This is a genomic window from Mycobacterium sp. 29Ha, assembly GCF_032883055.1.
Classification (GTDB): domain Bacteria; phylum Actinomycetota; class Actinomycetes; order Mycobacteriales; family Mycobacteriaceae; genus Mycobacterium; species Mycobacterium gallinarum.
In genome coordinates, this window is the sequence record NZ_JAMQTI010000007.1 from 21,063 (window position 1) to 38,830 (window position 17,768).

Below are 17,768 nucleotides of genomic sequence, written 5' to 3' on the forward strand. Positions count from 1 at the left end.
ATCGCGCATGACTGACGGCCCCCTGATCGTGCAGTCCGATAAAACGGTGCTGCTCGAAGTCGACCACGAACAGGCCGGTGCGGCCCGAGCCGCCATCGCCCCGTTCGCCGAGCTCGAGCGTGCGCCCGAGCACATCCACACCTACCGCATCACTCCGCTGGCGCTATGGAACGCCCGTGCCGCGGGCCACGACGCCGAACAGGTCGTCGACGCGCTCGTGACGTTCTCCCGCTACGCGGTGCCGCAGCCGCTGCTGGTCGACATCGTCGACACGATGGCGCGCTACGGGCGCCTGCAGCTGGTCAAGTCTCCGGTGCACGGTCTGACGTTGGTGAGCCTCGACCGCGCGGTGCTCGAAGAAGTGCTGCGCAATAAGAAAATCGCACCGATGCTCGGCGCGCGCATCGACGACGACACCGTCCAGGTCCACAACAGCGAGCGCGGCCGCGTCAAGCAGATGCTGCTCAAGATCGGTTGGCCCGCAGAGGATCTCGCCGGATATGTGGACGGCGAGAAGCATCCGATCAGCCTCGCGCAGGACGGCTGGCACCTGCGTGACTATCAGGAGATGGCGACCGACTCGTTCTGGGAGGGTGGGTCCGGCGTCGTGGTGCTGCCGTGCGGCGCGGGTAAGACCCTCGTCGGCGCCGCGGCGATGGCGAAGGCTGGCGCGACGACGCTGATCCTGGTGACCAACACGGTGGCCGGCAGGCAATGGAAGCGCGAGCTGATCAACCGGACGTCGTTGACGGAGGACGAGATCGGGGAGTACTCGGGCGAGAAGAAAGAGATCCGCCCGGTCACGATCGCCACCTATCAGGTGATCACGCGCCGCACCAAGGGTGAGTACAAGCACCTCGAACTGTTCGACAGCCGCGACTGGGGCCTGATCATCTACGACGAGGTGCACCTGCTGCCCGCGCCCGTGTTCCGGATGACCGCGGACTTGCAGTCGCGGCGACGGCTGGGCCTGACGGCCACGCTCATCCGCGAGGACGGACGCGAGGGCGACGTGTTCTCGCTGATCGGGCCGAAGCGGTATGACGCACCGTGGAAGGACATCGAGGCGCAGGGTTGGATCGCGCCCGCCGAGTGCATCGAGGTGCGGGTGACGATGACGGACAACGAGCGAATGCTCTACGCCGTCGCCGAACCCGACGAGCGCTACAAGCTGTGCTCGACGGTGCATTCCAAGATCGCGGTGGTGAAGTCGATCCTGGAGAAGCACAAGGGCGACCAGACCCTGGTGATCGGCGCATACCTCGACCAGCTCGACGAGCTCGGACAGGAGCTGAACGCCCCCGTGATCCAGGGGTCGACCAAGACCGCAGAGCGCGAAGCGCTGTTCGATGAGTTCCGTCGCGGCGAGATCCCGACGCTGGTCGTGTCCAAGGTCGCCAACTTCTCCATCGACCTGCCGGAAGCCAATGTCGCCGTACAGGTTTCGGGCACCTTCGGGTCGAGACAGGAAGAGGCGCAGCGACTGGGCCGGCTGCTGCGGCCCAAGGCCGACGGCGGCGGCGCGATCTTCTACTCGGTGGTGTCCCGCGACAGCCTGGACGCCGAGTACGCCGCACACCGTCAGCGGTTCCTCGCCGAACAGGGTTACGGCTACATCATCAAGGACGCCGACGATCTACTCGGTCCCGCAATCTAAGTATGCGGCCCGATGGGTTTCGAGACGGTCAGTAGGACGACCGAATCCTCGATCGCGTTCAGGCCGTGTCGTTCCCTTGGCAGGATGATGTGGTCACCGGCTGAACCGTCCCATCCCGACGACGAGTTGGTCACCCGCACACGGCCGTGCAGCACCTGAAGCGTGGCCTCGCCGGGGCTCTCGTGATCGTCCAGCTTGCTGCCCGCCTTCAGTGCCATCAGGGTCTGGCGCAGCGAGTGTTCATGGCCGCCGTAGACCGTGTGTGCACTGCGGCCACTGGTCGCCGCGCGGGCGGTTTCCAGATGCTCACGTGCGAGTGCGGTGAGCGAGATCTTCTCCATCGTCAATGCGCCCTTTCAGACGATCGGATATGTCATGGACCGCATTGGCCATGAATCGTCTCGACTCGGGCTGGTGATTCGAGACATGACCGCCGCAGTAACACCATTCTCGTCATTGGCGGCACCGGCAACACCGAAAGCGCAATTGCAGGCGCTTCGCGCCGTAACACCTCGGCTGAGCGGAGCGACTCCACAGACATCGGGCTGGACTACGCACGGGCCGCGCAAACGCGTTAGCCTCGTCACGAGTCGGCAGCAGCCCACGGGCTCTAGCAGGAAGCACACACGCCACATATGAGCGGACATACCTCCTCACTTCGGCAGATCGCGAAGATCGCGTTCGCCGGCGTCGTGATCGGCTTGGGCGCGCTGGCCGCTTCGACCCAGGCCAACGCGCAGCCGGCACCACCGCCGCCCCCGGGTCAACCGCTACCGCCGGGCCAGCCCGTCATGGAGGTTCCGGGAGCCGAACCGGTCGCCGCGCCCGCACCGCCACCGGTCGGTGCGCCGCCCGTGCCCCAGGTCGCCAACCAGCAATACGGGCAGGGCAACACGTCGGGGCCGTTGGGCTTCCTGCGCGACGCCTGGCACATGGCTCAGGATCCGCAGAACTACAACGGCACCATGCAGCCCGGTGATGTGAAACCGCAGGCGCCGCCACCCGGAGCCGGTCCGGCGCCGCAGCTGCCACCCGGATATCAGTCGCTGACCGACCCGGCGTCCAACGGTGCTCCCGTTCCGGAGAAGAACTACGCGGGCGGACCGCCGCTGCCCGAGGGCTACCACCCGCTCACCGGTCCGCCACCGCCGGGCTACTTCGATGCGCCGCCGCCTCCGGGAACGATCGCTCCGGTCGACCCGAACACACTCCCACCGGGCGGCCCCATTCCCGTCACGCCGTAGCGGTTACGCCAGCGCGGGGATGACCTCACGCTCGAACAGTTCGATGCCGGTGCGGTCGTACGCGGCCTCGGGAAAGTACATGATCGCGTATTCGCAGCCCAGTTCCCGCATGCGCGTGAGCTTCTCGATCGCTTGTTCCGTTGTGCCGGTGGCGGATTCAGGAGCGCTGACAGTGCCGAGCATGGCGTCGACGGCGGATTCGTCCGCCTTGGTGGCCTGCTGGGCGCGCAACCGCGCCAAGCGCTCCTTGACGTCGCTTTCCGAGGTGCCGATGACGGCGTTGAAATTGGACGACCGCACGATCGCCTCATAATCGGTGCCCACGGCCCGGCAGTGTTCGGCCAGGATCTGCGACTTGCGCACGAAGCCGTCGGGGTCCGACGTGAAGTTGGTGTACTGGGCGTACTTCGCGGCGATGCGCAGCGTCACTTTCTCGCCGCCACCGGCGATCCACATCGGAGGCCCGCCGTCCTGCAACGGCTTGGGCGCGACGATCGCGCCGTCGACCTGATAGTGCTTGCCGGCGAGGCTGACCCGCCCGTCGCGCCAGGCGTCGCGCATGATCTGGACGCCCTCGTCGAGCATGGCGAGCCGGGTACCGGCGGACGGAAACCCGTAGCCGTAGGCCTCCCACTCGTGCTGATACCAGCCGCCGCCGATCCCCATCTGCACCCGGCCGCCGGAGATGATGTCGGCGGTGGCGGCGACCTTCGCCAGATACACCGGATTGCGGTAGCCCATCGCCGTACACATCTGGCCGAGCTTGATGCGGGATGTGCTCGCGGCGTAGGCCGACATCAGCGACCACGCCTCATGGGTCGCCTCGTCCGTCGGCACGGGAACGGTGTGGAAATGGTCGTACACCCACAGCGAGTCCCACGGGGCGCCGCCGGCCGAGCCGGCAATCGAACTCTGGTCGGCGTACGCAGCCAGGTCGCGCATGATCGGCCACTGCTGCTCGGTCGGGATGTCAACGAGATCGAGTCGCCAGCCCTGCGGGATGAAGAGTCCAAAGCGCATGGCTTGCAACTCTATGCAAACAACGGCGGGGGCCGCCATCCTCCGAATACCGCTTCCAGCCGACCCGCGACCGCGAGCGCCGTCGCGTCCTGCCACGGTCTCGCCGCGATCTGCACACCGACGGGCAGACCCTCCTTCGAGGTGCCGCAGCGAACCACCGCCGCAGGCCAGCCAGTCAGGTTGTGCGCCATCAGATGGGAGAAGTCAGAAATCTCGACGAGCCCGTGATGGTGGGGCTTGGCCGCGGTCGGCATCACGGGTCCGACGATCACGTCGTAGTCGGCCATGAACTCCAGCATCTCGATGCGGTAGGTGTCGATGTCGGCCAGCCTGCTTCGCGCGTCGGACAGCGAGAACTCGACCAGCCGCGCCTGCTTGAGGAACTCAGCGAGTTCCTCGGAGGGATCGGTGGCCCCGATGGCGGCCAGATCCGCTTCGAACCCCCGGCCCCGATCGCCGCCGAGGAACACCGACTCCCACAGCAACTCCATGGTGCGTACCAGGCAGGGCGGGCTGTTGTGCTCGACGACACCGACCATTCCCGTCAGTGCCTGCACCACATCGCTGACGACGGCGGCGACGTCGTCGCCGGGCGGCGAGATGCCGTCGTCGAGATACGTGGCGACGCGAAGGGCGGAGACGTCGACGTCGTCCGGATCGCCGAGCGGCGCGGGCACCGTGTACGGATCGCGCAGATCCGGACCGTTCATGATCGACAGGCCCAACTGAAGGTCGGCCACCGTCCGGGCGAGCGGGCCGCAGCAGTTGAACGGGCCGAAGATGCCGAGCGCGTCGCCGAACACACTGCCGGTGCGCGGGATTCGGCCGTGGGTCGGCTTGAGGCCGGCGATTCCGGTGTTGTGACACGGCTGTCGGATGCTGCCGCCGCCGTCGGACCCCACGCTCAATGCGGCGCCGCCGGCGGACACCAGGGCCGCCGACCCGCCGCTGCTACCGCCAGGTGTGCGCGACAGGTCGAACGGATTGTTGGTGCGGCCGTAGACGTTGTTGTTGGATTCGCCGCCGCGGCCCATCTCGGGGACGTTCGTCGGCCGAGCACGATGGCGCCTTCGCCGCGCAGCCTGGAGACCGCGGTCGCATCCCTGTCTGCGGTCGCGCGCAGCACCGCACTGCCGCCCGAACACTGAAGCCCCGCGACGTGCATGACGTCTTTGACCACAACAGGCAGTCCGTGCGCCCGGCCGAGCGGGGCGCCGCGCGCGACCCGATCGTCGGCTTCGGCCGCGGCCGTCAGACACTGCTGGGGATCGGTGGCCTGCACGAGCGCGTTGAGCGCGGGGTTGACCGCCTCGATTCGCGCAAGATGCGCGTGTACGACGTCACGGCACGAAACCGTGCCAGCCGCCATGAGCGCGACCAGCTGGTGGGCCGGCAACTGACAGAGATCCGTCATGCTCGCTCGTCTCGTACTTCCCCGTTTTGCGCCGGGGTCATGTGGCAGTGTTCACCAGATACGCAGTGGTCGGGCCGTTATCAGGCTGCAACTGCGACATCTGATCATCGGCATCGCGGAAGCCGGATCGGTGTTATATGGTGTGGCTCACAAAGCTAAGATCGATGTGATGCATGTCACAAAGGAGGCGGTTGTGGTCCGTGACCCGCTGACGGGGTTGGAGTCGCACCCGGTTCGTGCAGACAGCCACCACCACGTTCGATGGTTCTATGTCCTGCTGCTCGTCGTGATCGCCATTGCCGCGATCGCGGGCATCGTCAGCACCATGGCCATGGGACAGCCGCAGGTGGCGTTCATCATCGGCCTCGTCGCCGTGGCGTTCTTCTCGCGGATCGGCTGCTGACGCAGGCCAGACGTACTTGACGGGGGGCGGCGCTAGCCTGGCGCCATGGCCCTCTCCAAGGAAGAACGCGAACAGTTTCTGGCTGAGCCCCACGTCGGGGCGCTCTCGGTGAGCGCCGGCGACAAGCGCGGACCGCTGACGGTGCCGATCTGGTACCAGTACAGTCCCGGCGGCGAACCCTGGATTCACACGGGTGCCGGCTCGCGCAAGCATCGCCTGATCGAAACGCAGGGCGAGTTCACTCTGATGGCCCAGCGCCTCGAGCCGACGGTGCGCTACGTCGCGGTCGACGGCCCCGTCAGCCGCATCGAACCGGCCACTGACGAACAACTCGTCGAGATGGTCAAGCGCTATCTGCCGCCGGAAAAGGTCGACGGTTACCTCGAATTCGCCCGCCGCGAGCACGGCGAGGGCGTCGCCATCTTCATGAAGCCGCAGCACTGGCTGTCATCCGACCTGGGAGCGGTCTAGCCCTTCGGGTAGAGCGCGGCCACCGCGGGGAGGCTGACCTTCAGCGCGGGGTTGCGCGGCAGCTCGTCGACGACGGTGAAGGCCACCGGCACGTTGTACGCCGGCAGCTCCTGGCGGACAAGGTCTTTCAGTTCATCGTCGGATGGCGCCGTCATCCCCTGGACCACCTCGATCGCCGCGAACGGCACCTGGCCCAGCCGTGGGTCAGGAACGCCGACCACACACGCATCGCGCACGGCGGGATGCGAGATCAACACGCGCCGAACCGTTTCCGGCATGATTTTGAACCCGCCGCGGTTGATCGCGCCGTCGGCACGACCGTGCAGGTAGACGAAGCCGTCGATATCGATTGACGCGATGTCGGTGGTACGGATCCAATCCGGACTGATCGGCGCCACCTTCGCTTCGAGCAGACCCTGCTCACCGGCGGGCAGTTCCGCGCCGGTATCGGCGTCGACGACGCGCACCTCGGTGTCAGGCAGCGCCCTGCCGACGCTGTCGCGTTTGGATTCGGCGAACTCGTCGACGAGGTCCGGCGTCCAGGCGCACAGCGATCCGGCGAATTCCGTTGCACCGTAAGCCAACCGGATGGGGATGCCGAAGCGCTCCTCGAATTCGGCGCGGGTCTGTTGGTCGAGTGGCCCCGAGGCGCTGATCAGGCACTCCAGCGACGCCAGATCCTCCTTGGCGACCTCGGAGTCCAGCAGCATGCGCACCACCGCGGGCTGCACACCAGAACGCGTGATGCGGTGCGTCTTGACCACGTCGACGAATCCCTCGACCGAGAAGCGTTCCAGCATCACGATCCGCCTGGCGTTGTACACACCCGCGACGAGCTGGCAGACGCCGATTCCGCCGAACTGCCAGTACGCCAGTTCCGGTGGTGCATCCGACGGTGCGGTCTCACCGCTGGTCACACTGAACACGGTGCGCTCGAGCACCGGCGTCATGATCGCCTGCCGCTTGGGCGGGCCGGTCGTACCGCTGGTCAGGATCTGCAATGCCACACCGGGTTCGACGTCGGCGTGCTTTCGCGACTGGTCTCGTCGCTCGAGGCCCTCGACCAGTGCCACCGTCGGGTCGGTCAGCGAGATGGCCACGCCCGCACAACCTGCCCGCATGCACGCCGCGATGACCTCGTGCGTCCAGTCCTCGCGATCCGCGATGATCGCCGACAGTTCCAGCTTCTCGATGTCGCGGCCGATCGCCTCGGGCGACTGGAACGAGTAGATCATCGAGACCGGGCGGCCGATGGCGAGGAAGCCGATGATCGCGGCGGCGTGCTGCAGCCGGTTGCGGACCACGAGACCGACGGGTGCGCCGTCGCCGACACCAGCGCTGCGCAAGACGTCGGCGATCACGGCACCGTATGCGGCGACCTCGTCACCGGTGTACCACCGACCCTCGAACTGGATGCACTGGCGGTCGCCGTAGCTCGCCAAGCCATTGGCGAACGATTCGGTGAAGCTCCCGGGCACCCCGTCAATCTAGCGAGTCAAGTCCTCGGCGCGACCGCCGAGATGTTTTGCCAGGAATCGGTCAGCCCGGTGATAGAAGTCGAGGCGGTTCTCGGGTTTGACGAGGCCGTGGCCTTCGTTCTCGTACAGGGCGTACTCGTGGTCGATGCCGTGCTCTTTCATGGCGGCGACGATCTGTTCGGACTCCGCCTGCTTCACCCGCGGATCGTTCTCACCCTGCGCGATCAGGATGGGGATTCGGATGTTGTCGACTTTGGACAGCGGCGAGCGCGACCACAGGAAGTCCTCGTCGTCGCCGACCCGTTTGTGGAACATCGACAGCAGCGGTTTCCAGTACTCGGGAATCGACGCGATGAGGGTGTTCAGATTCGACGGACCGACCATCGAGATCGCGCATCTGAAGACGTCGGGGGTGAACGTCGCGCCGATCAGAGCGGCATAGCCGCCGTAGGAACCACCGTAGATCGCGACGCGGTCGCGGTCGACGATGCCTTGTGCGACAAGGTGTTCGACAGCGTCCAGCAGGTCGTCGTGCATCTTGGCGCCCCATTCGCGGTCTCCGGCGTTGAGGAAGTTCTTGCCGTAGCCGCTGGAGCCGCGGAAGTTCACGTGCACGCACACGTAGCCCCGGTTCGCCAGCCACTGCGCCTCGGGGTCCAGCCCCCACGCGTCGCGGACCCACGGCCCGCCGTGCACGGTGAGTACCGCAGGTAGACCGGAGCGCTCGACCTCTGCCGGGACGGTCAGATAGCCGTGGATCGTCAGCCCGTCGCGCGCGGTGAAACTGAACGGTTCCATCGGCACCAGCGGGTAGTCGTTGAGCTGCGGTCGATGGTCGAACAGGAACGTCGCCGTCTTCGTGTCACGGTCCCACGTGTAGAACTTCACCGGGCCGCTGTCGTCGTCGAAGGTCACCAGCCACGTCATGTCATCGGCGCTTCGATCGGTGATCGACAGGTCGCCGGTGCTCAGCCGTTGCAGCGCTTCGATGTCACCACGGACCGCGTCGTCGAACACCTGATACTCCAGGCGATCCCGGTACACCAGCACGGCCTCGACCTCGCGGGTGTCCGGGTTCAACATCGCGCCCGCGATGTCGTGATTTGCATCCTCGGCGATCACGTCGAAAGCACCCGTCGCTGCGTCCATCTTCACCAGACGACCGGTGTTGGCGTCGACGGAGGTCTGGACGTACATGGCCTGGCCGTCCCTGGTGAAGCCCAGCGGCCCCGACGTCTCCGCATCTTCCGGCGGCACCTGCAACAGCGGGCGCCAGTCCGACGCCTCGTCGTCACGCACCAGGAACACCGCGCCACCGTCAGGCAGTGGCTGCACGGCGCCGCGGACCTTCAGGTCGGGGTCGACCACCCAACCGACAAACCCGGGGTTCTCGACGATCTTCTCGAGCTCTCCCGTCGTCAGATCCAGGCGGTAAATGTCGTGCAGCTGAGGGTTGTCCTTGTTCAGGCCGAGGAGCACGACGTCGGGAAATTCCTTGCGGTGGGCAATGATCTGGCATTGCACCTCGTCGAACGGAGTAAGGTCGCGCTCGACGCCCGTCTCCAGGTCGACGTCGAAGAGGCGGAAGTTCTCGCTGCCGTCCTTGTCCCGCACGTACATGATGCGGCGGTTGTCGTACGACCAGAAATACCCCTGGATCCCGCGTTCGGTGTCGTGGGTGACCGGTCGTTCGTTGTCCGCTCCGGCGTCGCCGACGAACACGTTCATCACGCCGTCCAACGGCGCCATGTACGACAACCGCGCGCCGTCCGGCGAGATCTGCGCTCCCGCCCGCTCTGGGTTGCCAAGCAGCACTTCGAGCGGAATGAGCTTCACGTCGGCCATCGGACTATCGTCACCGATCCGGTGAACAGACGCAAAAACCCCCGAAAGTTGCGACTTTCGGGGGTTTTCGCGTCTGCTGACGCTAGAGCAGCGACTTCGGCGGGTTGAAACGGTCGCCGTACTTGGCGGCCAGCTCCTTGGCGCGCGCGACGAACGCGTCCTTGCCTACGCCGCCCGGACCCTCATAGCCGACGATGAACTGCGCCGACCCACCGGTGTAAGGCGGGAAGCCGATGCCCATGATCGAGCCGATGTTGGCATCGGCGGTCGACGTGAGAACGCCTTCGTCGAGACACTTCTGGGTTTCCAGCGCCTCGGCGAACAGCATCCGGTCGATCATGTCCTGCAGCGGGATCTCGGTGCTGCCGGACTTGAACGTCTCACGCAATCCCGGCCACAGTCCGGTGCGCTTACCGTCGACGTACTCATAGAAGCCGGCACCCTTCAGCCGTGACGGCCGATCGAGTTCGATCATCTTCTCGACGACGGCCTCGGCCGGGTGCGGCGTGTAGGTACCGCCCTCGTCCTCGACACCCTTGCGGGAAGCGACGGCGATCTTGTGCATCAGCTCGAGATTCAGCTCGTCGGAGAGCTGCAGCGGCGGCGCCGGGTAGCCGGCCTGCGAACCCGCCTGCTCGATGCTTGCCGGCGCGACGCCCTCACCGAGCATCGCCAGCGCTTCGTTCACGAAGGTGCCGATGACGCGGCTGGTGAAGAAGCCACGGCTGTCGTTGACCACGATCGGTGTCTTGCCGATGGCCAGCGTGTAGTCGAACACGCGGGCCAGCGCCTCGTCAGAGGTCTTCTCGCCCTTGATGATCTCGACCAACGGCATCTTGTCGACCGGCGAGAAGAAGTGGATCCCGATGAAGTCCTCCTGGCGCTTCACGCCGGTCGCCAGACCGGTGATCGGCAGCGTGGAGGTGTTCGAGCCGAGCAACGCATTGGGCTCGACGATGTCCTCGATCTCCTGGAACACCTTGTGCTTGAGCTCCTGGCTTTCGAAGACCGCTTCGATGACGAAGTCGACGCCCTTGAAGTCGGCGGCGTCGGCCGTCGGGGTGATGCGGGCCAGCAACGCGTCGGACTTCTCCTGCGTGGTCTTGCCCCGTTCCAGCGCCTTGGCTTCGAGCTTCTCGGAGTAGCCCTTACCCTTCTGCGCGGCCTCGGTCGAGACGTCCTTGAGCACGACGTCGAATCCCGCCTTCGCCGAGACGTAGGCGATGCCGGCGCCCATCATGCCCGCGCCGAGCACACCGATCTTGTTGATCTTGACGGGGGCGATGCCGTCCGGCCGTGAGCCACCGCCGTTGATGTGCTGCAGGTCGAAGAAGAACGCCTGGATCATGTTCTTGGCAACCTGTCCGGTGGCCAGAGACGTGAAGTAACGGCTCTCGATGCGGCACGCGGTTTCGAAGTCGACCTGCGCGCCCTCGACGGCCGCGTCCAGGATGGCCCGCGGCGCAGGCATCGGCGCACCCTTGAGTTGCTTCTTCAGCAGCGCCGGGAACGACGGCAGGATGCCCGCCAGCGCTGGGCTGGACGGGGTGCCGCCGGGCATCTTGTAGCCCTTGGCATCCCACGGCTGGGTGTGGCTGTCGGGATTGGCTTTGATCCAGGCCTTCGCGGCAGGAACCAAGTCGTCGACGGTCGGCAGCACCTCGTCGACCAGACCCACCTCCTTGGCCTTACCCGGCTTGAAACGCGTCCCCTGGCTCAGCACCTCCATGAACGCCTTCTGGATGCCGAACATCCGCACGCTGCGGGTAACGCCTCCGGCACCGGGCAGCAGACCCAGCGTCACCTCGGGGAACCCGACGACCGCGCCGGACACGTCGGCGATGATCCGGCGGTGGCACGCGAGCGTGATCTCCAGGCCGCCACCGAGCGCCGCGCCGTTGATGGCGGCGACCACGGGCTTGCCCAGTGTTTCCAGCGCACGGAGGTCGCGCTTGATGCCCTCGACCTCGTCGAAGAACTCACCGGCATTCTCGGGTTGTGCCTGGATGATCGAGTTCAGGTCGCCGCCGGCGAAAAAGGTCTTCTTCGCGCTGGTGATGACGACGCCGGTGATCGAATCCTGCTCCGCCACCAGCTTTTCCACCGCATTGCGCATGGACTCGCGGTAGTGCTCGTTCATCACGTTGGCCGAACCGGTCGGGTCGTCCAATGTCAGGGTGACGATGCCGTCGGCATCCTTGTCCCACTGAATGGTGTTCACAGTGCTCATTTTGGTGGTCCTACACCCTCTCGATGATGGTCGCGACACCCATGCCGCCGCCGATGCACAGCGTCACGAGCGCACGGCGCGCGTTGCGGCGCTCGAGCTCGTCGACCATGGTTCCGGTGATCATGGCGCCTGTGGCGCCCAGCGGGTGACCCATCGCGATGGCGCCACCGTTGACGTTCAGCTTCTCGTCGGGGATGTTCAGGTCCTTCTGGAACTTCAGCACCACCGAGGCGAAGGCCTCGTTCAGCTCGAACAGGTCGATGTCGTCGACCGTCAGGCCCGCGCGGTCCAGCACCTTCTTGGTGGCGGGCGTCGGGCCGGTCAGCATGATGACGGGATCGGCACCGCTGGTGGCGGTGGCGACGATGCGGGCGCGCGGGGTCAGGCCCTGCGACTTGCCTGCAGCTTCTGAGCCGACGAGCACCAGGGCGGCGCCGTCGACGATGCCGGAACTGTTGCCGCCGGTGTGGACGTGGTTGATCCGCTCGACATTGTGGTACTTCTGCAGCGCCACATCGTCGAAGCCGCCCATCTGGCCGACGCCGTCGAACGCGGTCTTCAGCTTGCCGAGGCCCTCAAGCGTGGTGTCAGCACGCATGTGCTCGTCGTGATCGAGGATGACAAGACCGTTCTGGTCCTTCACCGGAACGACGGACTTCGCGAAGTAGCCACCCGACCACGCGGCGGCGGCCTTCTCCTGGCTGCGCAGCGCGTAGCGGTCGACGTCTTCGCGGGAGAAGCCCTCGATGGTCGCGATCAGGTCGGCGCCGATGCCCTGCGGGACGAAGCCGATGCGGTAGTTGGTCTCCGGATCGGTGGCCCAGGCGCCGCCGTCGGAGCCCATCGGAACGCGGCTCATCGACTCGACGCCGCCGGCCAGCACCAGGTCGTCCCAGCCGGAGCGGACCTTCTGCGCGGCGGTGTTCACGGCCTCCAGGCCGGACGCGCAGAAGCGGTTGAGCTGGAATCCGCCGGTGGTCTCGGGCAGCTTGGCCACCAGCGCTGCGGTGCGGGCGATGTCGCCGCCTTGATCGCCGACGGGTGATACGACGCCGAGGATGAGGTCGCTGATGAGGTTCTCGTCCAGGTCGGGAAAGCGGGTGCGTAGCTCGTCGATGAGGCCGACGACCAGGTTGACGGGCTTGACCTCATTGAGGGCGCCGTTCTTGTTCTTGCCGCGAGGCGTGCGAATGGCCTCGTAGATGAAGGCTTCTTCAGACATGAAGATATTTCCTGTTCAGATGGGTTGTTGGGACACCTGCCCACCTGGGCGGTCGTCCTCTGCGCGCCAGCCTAACAGCCCCACCCAACCGGCTGGTTGGGTGGCCTGAGTACCTCCGCGGGTCTACCGCTGACTACCGCGCGAACGTGGGTTACCCGCACAGCAATCGCAGGATCTGCGTGTGGGTAACCCACGTTCGGCAGAGACGGGTCAGGCCGACTGCGGCTCTTCCAACTCTGTCAACGTCGGGTAGTCGGTGTAGCCCACGGGGCCCGGCGCGTAGAACGTCGCGACGTCGGGTTCGTTCAGTTCGGCACCGAGCAGCAGGCGGTCGATCAGGTCGGGGTTGGCGAGGAATGCGCGCCCGACCGTCGCCGCGCTGATCGCACCCCACTCCGCGAAACTCTCCAGCTGGCAGAAGTCGGTTTCGGTGTCCCTGCCGGTGTTCAACACAAGCGGGTCCGACCACAGCGCGCGCAACACACCGAAGGTGCGCGACGTCGGGTCGATCAGCACGTGCAGGTAGGCAATGCCCAGGGGCGCGATCCGTTGCAGCAGCGCCTCGTAGGCCGACACCTCGTCCACCTCACGCATGTCACCCGCGGAGCCTCCTGGCGAAATGCGTAGGCCGACACGTCCGGCGCCGATTTCGTCGGCGACGGCTTCGACCACTTCGGCCGTCAACCGCGCGCGGTTGCGCGGCTCTCCGCCGTAGACGTCGTCACGACGGTTGGTCACATCGGACAGGAACTCGTGCAGCAGATATCCGTTGGCCGAATGAATCTCGACGCCATCCATCCCTGCGTCGACGGCGCGACGCGCAGCGGCCCGAAAATCGGCCACGATGCCGGCGATCTCGTCGGTGCGCAGGGCGCGCGGCACGGGAAGCGGGCTCTTGCCCGTCGGCGTGTGCGCTGCCATGTCGGCGGCGATCGCGGATGGTGCGACGGTTTCGACACCGCTGATGTCGGGGTGTCCCATTCGGCCGACATGCCAGAGCTGAACGAACATCCGGCCGCCCGCCTCGTGCACGGCGGCGGCGATCTCCGCCCACTGCTCCTGATGGCGATCGGTGTACATGCCGGGCGTATTCACGTACGCGCCGTTGGCCGCTTCCGACACCGCGGTCGCCTCGCTGATGATGAGACCCGCGGCCGCGCGCTGGGAGTAGTACGCGGTGGCCAGGTCGGACGGCGTGCCATCGGCGTGGGCGCGCGATCTGGTCAGTGGCGCCATGAAGATCCGGTTGGGGGCGACGGTGTCGCCGATTCGGACCGGTTTCAGCAGGGAAGCGTCGGGATCGAGTGTGAAGGCCACGCCGCAGTAAGCGCTGTCGAGCCCGCTTTCATTCCTGGCCTACGCTCGAAAGCCATGACCGAGCCTCATGTCGCCGGCCGGGCGGCTCCGGTGAAGCGGCTGCAGCCCTATGCGGTGACCATCTTCGCCGAGATGTCGGCGCTGGCCGCACGCATCGGCGCCGTCAACCTGGGCCAGGGCTTCCCCGACGAGGACGGCCCGCCGGAGATGCTCAGGGCCGCCGAGGACGCGATCGCCGAGGGCGTCAACCAATACCCGCCGGGCCTGGGCATCGCGCCGCTGCGCGAGGCGATCGCCGCGCAGCGCAAGCGCAACTTCGGCACCGACTATGACCCCGACTCCGAGGTGCTCGTGACGGTCGGCGCCACCGAAGCCATCGCCGCCTCGGTGATCGGCCTCGTGGAACCCGGCTCAGAGGTGTTGTTGATCGAGCCGTTCTACGACTCGTACTCCCCCGTGCTCGCGATGGCGGGGTGCGAGCGGCGGGCGGTACCGATGCTTCAGAACGGTCGTGGTTTCGCCATCGACGTCGACGGTCTCCGCCGCGCCGTCACGCCGAAGACCAGAGCGCTGATCGTCAACTCCCCACACAACCCGACCGGCATGGTCGCCAGCGACGCCGAGCTCGCGGGCATCGCCGAACTCGCCGTCGACAAAGACCTCCTGGTCATCACCGACGAGGTCTACGAGCATCTCGTCTACTCCGATTTTCCTGGTCACAAGCACGTTCCGCTCGCCAACTATCCCGGCATGGCCGAGCGCACCATCACCATCTCGAGCGCGGCGAAGATGTTCAACGTCACCGGCTGGAAGATCGGATGGGCCTGCGGCCCAGCCGAACTCATCGCCGGTGTCCGCGCCGCCAAGCAATACCTGACGTATGTCGGTGGCGCGCCGTTTCAGCCCGCGGTCGCCCACGCGCTCAACACCGAAGATGCGTGGGTGACAGCGTTGCGGGATTCATTGCAGGCCAAGCGCGACAAACTGGGCTCGGCGCTTGCCGACCTCGGCTTCGAGGTGCACGACAGCTTCGGCACGTACTTCCTGTGCGCCGACCCGCGCCCGTTGGGCTTTCACGACAGCACGGAGTTCTGCGCACAGCTGCCCGAGAAGACGGGTGTGGCGGCCATCCCGATGGCGGCGTTCTGCGATCCGCAGAGTGCGCACTTCGCGCAGTGGAACCATCTGGTGCGCTTCGCCTTCTGCAAGCGTGACGACACACTCGACGAGGCGATCCGCCGACTGTCGTCGATAAGACGTGACGGGCTCCATCTGTGACGATGGATTGGTGGCAGAACCCGGCAGGCCGATAGCTTCGACCCTCCGCGCCCGCATCGACGAATTGCTGGCGGGGGTGGACGCGGATCTGCAGACCGGCTACCCCGGCGACGGCGACACCGCCCAACCCGTGCACAGCGTGTACGTCAGCGCCGCCGACGCCACACCCGAGACACCGCAGGAGTGGGGTGCGGCCGCCACCGAACTGCTCGACGGCCACCGCGACCTCGTCACCGAACTCGGCGGAGCGGACGCGGTCGACATCGTGCGGCGCCGGTTGGAGTCCGCACCCATCCAGGATCTGCGCCTGGACTTCGAAGACGGCTATGGACGTCGTGCCGACGACACCGAGGACCGCGACGCCCGACGCGCCGGTAACACCCTCGCGGCACTGGAGACCGATGTCTGCGGTATCCGCATCAAGGGATTGACGTCCGCGGAACGCACACGTGCCGTCCGAACCCTCGAGTTGGTTCTCGACGCGGCAGGCGACGTCCCGTCGGGCTTCGTATTCACGGTGCCGAAGCTGCGAGCGGCCGAACAGGCCACCGCGGCCGTGTGGCTGTGCGAGGCCCTCGAGCAGGCGCACGGACTGCCGGACGGCACGTTGCGATTCGAGTGCAGATCGAGAGTCCGCAGGCGATTCTCGGCGCCGACGGCACCGCCACCGTCGCGAAGGCGTTGCACCTCAGCGAGGGGCGCTGCCTTGGATTGCATTACGGCACCTACGATTACAGCGCGGCATGCGGTATCGCGCCGCAGCAGCAGGCGCTGGACCATCCGGTCGCCGATCATGCGAAGGCCGTCATGATGGCCGCCGCGGCACAGACGGGTGTGCGCGTCGTCGACGGGTCCACTCAGGTAACGCCCACCGGCACCGGCGAAGAGGTCCGATCGGCGATCCGGCGCCATCACCACCTGGTCACCCGTTCCCTCGTACGTGGTTACTACCAGGGCTGGGACATGCACCCGGGGCACCTGGTGACGCGCTGGCTGGCCACTGTCACGTTCTTCCGCGCGGCCCTGGCAGCGGCCGCGCCGCGCCTGCAGGCCTACCTCGACCGCCGCGGCGGCGCGATCGTCGACGAGCCGGCGACAGCCGAGGCGCTGGCTACCGTCGTGTTGCGCGGGCTCGGGGCCGACGCGTTCGCCATCGAGGACGTACTGGCCGCCGCACCTGGTGCCGACCTCGCCGTCCTGCGAAACCTGAAGGAACGCAAGCACTCATGACCGATTCCGCACCGGATTTCACGTGGCTCCCCGACCTTGCGCTGCGCACGGCAGGCGGCGCCGTCGTGTGGGCCAACGACGACTCGTTCGCCGAGAAGGAGAACCTGATCAAGCCGGGGCCGGCGAAGTATCAGCCGGCCACGTTCGGCCACCGCGGCCAGATCTACGACGGCTGGGAGACGCGACGCCGCCGCGAACCCGGTTTCGACGAGGCGATCGTGCGGCTCGGCGTACCCGGGGTGATCCGCGGCGTGGTCATCGATACCGCCTGGTTCAAGGGCAATTTCCCGCCGGAGGCGGCGCTGGACGCCCTGGAGGTCGAGGGGTATCCGACCGCGGAAGAGCTTGTCGCCGAGCCGGGTTGGGAATGCCTCGTCGACCGCGTCAAGGTCTACGGCGACAGCCGCAACCCTTTCGAGGTGACCTCCGAACGTCGTTGGACGCACGTACGGTTACGCATCTATCCCGACGGCGGTGTGGCACGGTTGCGCGTCCACGGCGAGGGCAGGCCCGACCGCCGGTTCCTCGGCAGCGGGCCGGTCGATCTGGCCGCACTGGAGAACGGTGGGTTGGTGCTGGACTGCTCGAACCGGTTCTACAGCTCGCCGCAGAACCTGATCTTCCCCGGGCTGGCCAAGGTCATGGGTGATGGCTGGGAGACGGCGCGCCGACGTGACGACGCCAACGACTGGGTGCACATCCGGTTGGCGGGGCCGGGCCGGGTGCGACTGGTGGAGATCGACACGTCCTACTTCATCGACAACAGCCCCGCCGCAGCATCGCTGAAGGGTCTTGACCCACAGGGTGAATGGGTGGAGCTGCTCCCCCGGACCAACTTGCTGCCCGACACCAGGCACCGCCTTCTGATCGATACCGAAACGACCGTGTCCGAGGCCCGACTGGACATCTTCCCCGACGGTGGCCTGGCCCGGCTGCGGATGTTCGGGGATCTGCTGTGA

Annotated in this window: 13 protein-coding genes and 2 pseudogenes; 7 read left to right on the plus strand and 8 right to left on the minus strand. The window is 66.6% G+C overall.

The genetic code is table 11. From position 1 onward, the window contains the following. Nucleotides 1-7: 7 nt before the first annotated feature. Nucleotides 8-1,657: a DNA repair helicase XPB gene (locus M1248_RS10665; RefSeq protein ID WP_163730825.1), complete on the plus strand. Its 1,650-nt coding sequence runs from the start codon at nt 8-10 to the stop codon at nt 1,655-1,657. Here the strand turns inward: M1248_RS10665 and M1248_RS10670 are convergent. Continuing rightward, on the minus strand, nt 1,654-1,998 hold the full coding sequence (locus M1248_RS10670) for a cupin domain-containing protein (protein ID WP_163730828.1): 345 nt from the start codon (nt 1,996-1,998) through the stop codon (nt 1,654-1,656). The two genes, M1248_RS10665 and M1248_RS10670, sit on opposite strands and share 4 nt — an antisense overlap. 294 nt (nt 1,999-2,292) lie before the next feature. Between M1248_RS10670 and M1248_RS10675 the strand changes: the two genes are divergently transcribed. After that, nucleotides 2,293-2,901, plus strand: a complete 609-nt coding sequence (locus tag M1248_RS10675) for a hypothetical protein (RefSeq protein WP_163730830.1) — start codon at nt 2,293-2,295, stop codon at nt 2,899-2,901. Between the two features lie 3 nt (nt 2,902-2,904). Here the strand turns inward: M1248_RS10675 and M1248_RS10680 are convergent, their stop codons facing one another. Further along, nucleotides 2,905-3,921 carry an LLM class F420-dependent oxidoreductase gene (locus M1248_RS10680; RefSeq protein WP_163730832.1) on the minus strand — a complete coding sequence of 339 codons (1,017 nt, stop codon included), beginning with the start codon at nt 3,919-3,921 and terminating at the stop codon, nt 2,905-2,907. Between the two features lie 11 nt (nt 3,922-3,932). After that, nucleotides 3,933-5,335: pseudogene (locus tag M1248_RS10685) on the minus strand (amidase). A 169-nt stretch (nt 5,336-5,504) separates the two neighbouring features. On the opposite strand from M1248_RS10685, the gene M1248_RS10695 reads away from it, so the two are divergent. Then, nucleotides 5,505-5,738 carry a hypothetical protein gene (locus tag M1248_RS10695; protein ID WP_163724412.1) on the plus strand — a complete coding sequence of 78 codons (234 nt, stop codon included), beginning with the start codon at nt 5,505-5,507 and terminating at the stop codon, nt 5,736-5,738. A gap of 45 nt (nt 5,739-5,783) precedes the next feature. Then, entirely contained in the window at nt 5,784-6,209 is a 426-nt protein-coding gene (locus M1248_RS10700; protein ID WP_163730836.1) for a pyridoxamine 5'-phosphate oxidase family protein, read from the plus strand. Here the strand turns inward: M1248_RS10700 and M1248_RS10705 are convergent. From M1248_RS10705 to M1248_RS10725, 5 genes are all read right to left on the minus strand, one after another. After that, nucleotides 6,206-7,687, minus strand: coding sequence for a class I adenylate-forming enzyme family protein (locus M1248_RS10705; RefSeq protein ID WP_163730838.1), 1,482 nt, complete (start codon nt 7,685-7,687; stop codon nt 6,206-6,208). The genes M1248_RS10700 and M1248_RS10705 overlap by 4 nt on opposite strands. A gap of 9 nt (nt 7,688-7,696) precedes the next feature. Beyond that, nucleotides 7,697-9,532, minus strand: coding sequence for a S9 family peptidase (locus M1248_RS10710; RefSeq protein ID WP_317148311.1), 1,836 nt, complete (start codon nt 9,530-9,532; stop codon nt 7,697-7,699). Nucleotides 9,533-9,614: 82 nt separating this feature from the next. Further along, entirely contained in the window at nt 9,615-11,762 is a 2,148-nt protein-coding gene (locus tag M1248_RS10715) for a 3-hydroxyacyl-CoA dehydrogenase NAD-binding domain-containing protein (protein WP_317148312.1), read from the minus strand. Between the two features lie 10 nt (nt 11,763-11,772). Then, nucleotides 11,773-12,984 (minus strand): acetyl-CoA C-acetyltransferase, encoded by a 1,212-nt coding sequence (locus M1248_RS10720; protein ID WP_317148313.1) that lies wholly within the window; start codon nt 12,982-12,984, stop codon nt 11,773-11,775. Nucleotides 12,985-13,194: 210 nt separating this feature from the next. After that, a complete protein-coding gene (locus tag M1248_RS10725) occupies nt 13,195-14,301 on the minus strand; it encodes an alkene reductase (protein ID WP_163730846.1) in 1,107 nt (368 codons plus the stop codon). A gap of 54 nt (nt 14,302-14,355) precedes the next feature. Here M1248_RS10725 and M1248_RS10730 point away from each other — a divergent pair, with 54 nt between their 5' ends. The 3 genes and pseudogenes from M1248_RS10730 (at nt 14,356) to alc (ending at nt 17,768) form a co-directional block, all read left to right on the plus strand. Continuing rightward, nucleotides 14,356-15,579 carry a pyridoxal phosphate-dependent aminotransferase gene (locus M1248_RS10730; RefSeq protein ID WP_163730848.1) on the plus strand — a complete coding sequence of 408 codons (1,224 nt, stop codon included), beginning with the start codon at nt 14,356-14,358 and terminating at the stop codon, nt 15,577-15,579. 130 nt (nt 15,580-15,709) lie between these two features. Next, nucleotides 15,710-16,809, plus strand: a pseudogene (locus M1248_RS10735) (DUF6986 family protein). After that, nucleotides 16,806-17,768: an allantoicase gene (gene alc / locus M1248_RS10740; RefSeq protein WP_317148314.1), complete on the plus strand. Its 963-nt coding sequence runs from the start codon at nt 16,806-16,808 to the stop codon at nt 17,766-17,768. The pseudogene M1248_RS10735 and the gene alc overlap by 4 nt, the downstream one beginning before the upstream one ends.

Bases quoted from the DNA above. Each gene is read 5' to 3' on its own strand.
- M1248_RS10665 (WP_163730825.1), top strand. From the start codon at position 8: ATGACTGACGGCCCCCTGATCGTGCAGTCCGATAAAACGGTGCTGCTC.
- M1248_RS10670 (WP_163730828.1), bottom strand. From the start codon at position 1,998: ATGGAGAAGATCTCGCTCACCGCACTCGCACGTGAGCATCTGGAAACC.
- M1248_RS10675 (WP_163730830.1), top strand. From the start codon at position 2,293: ATGAGCGGACATACCTCCTCACTTCGGCAGATCGCGAAGATCGCGTTC.
- M1248_RS10680 (WP_163730832.1), bottom strand. From the start codon at position 3,921: ATGCGCTTTGGACTCTTCATCCCGCAGGGCTGGCGACTCGATCTCGTT.
- M1248_RS10695 (WP_163724412.1), top strand. From the start codon at position 5,505: ATGCATGTCACAAAGGAGGCGGTTGTGGTCCGTGACCCGCTGACGGGG.
- M1248_RS10700 (WP_163730836.1), top strand. From the start codon at position 5,784: ATGGCCCTCTCCAAGGAAGAACGCGAACAGTTTCTGGCTGAGCCCCAC.
- M1248_RS10710 (WP_317148311.1), bottom strand. From the start codon at position 9,532: ATGGCCGACGTGAAGCTCATTCCGCTCGAAGTGCTGCTTGGCAACCCA.
- M1248_RS10715 (WP_317148312.1), bottom strand. From the start codon at position 11,762: ATGAGCACTGTGAACACCATTCAGTGGGACAAGGATGCCGACGGCATC.
- M1248_RS10720 (WP_317148313.1), bottom strand. From the start codon at position 12,984: ATGTCTGAAGAAGCCTTCATCTACGAGGCCATTCGCACGCCTCGCGGC.
- M1248_RS10730 (WP_163730848.1), top strand. From the start codon at position 14,356: ATGACCGAGCCTCATGTCGCCGGCCGGGCGGCTCCGGTGAAGCGGCTG.
- alc (WP_317148314.1), top strand. From the start codon at position 16,806: ATGACCGATTCCGCACCGGATTTCACGTGGCTCCCCGACCTTGCGCTG.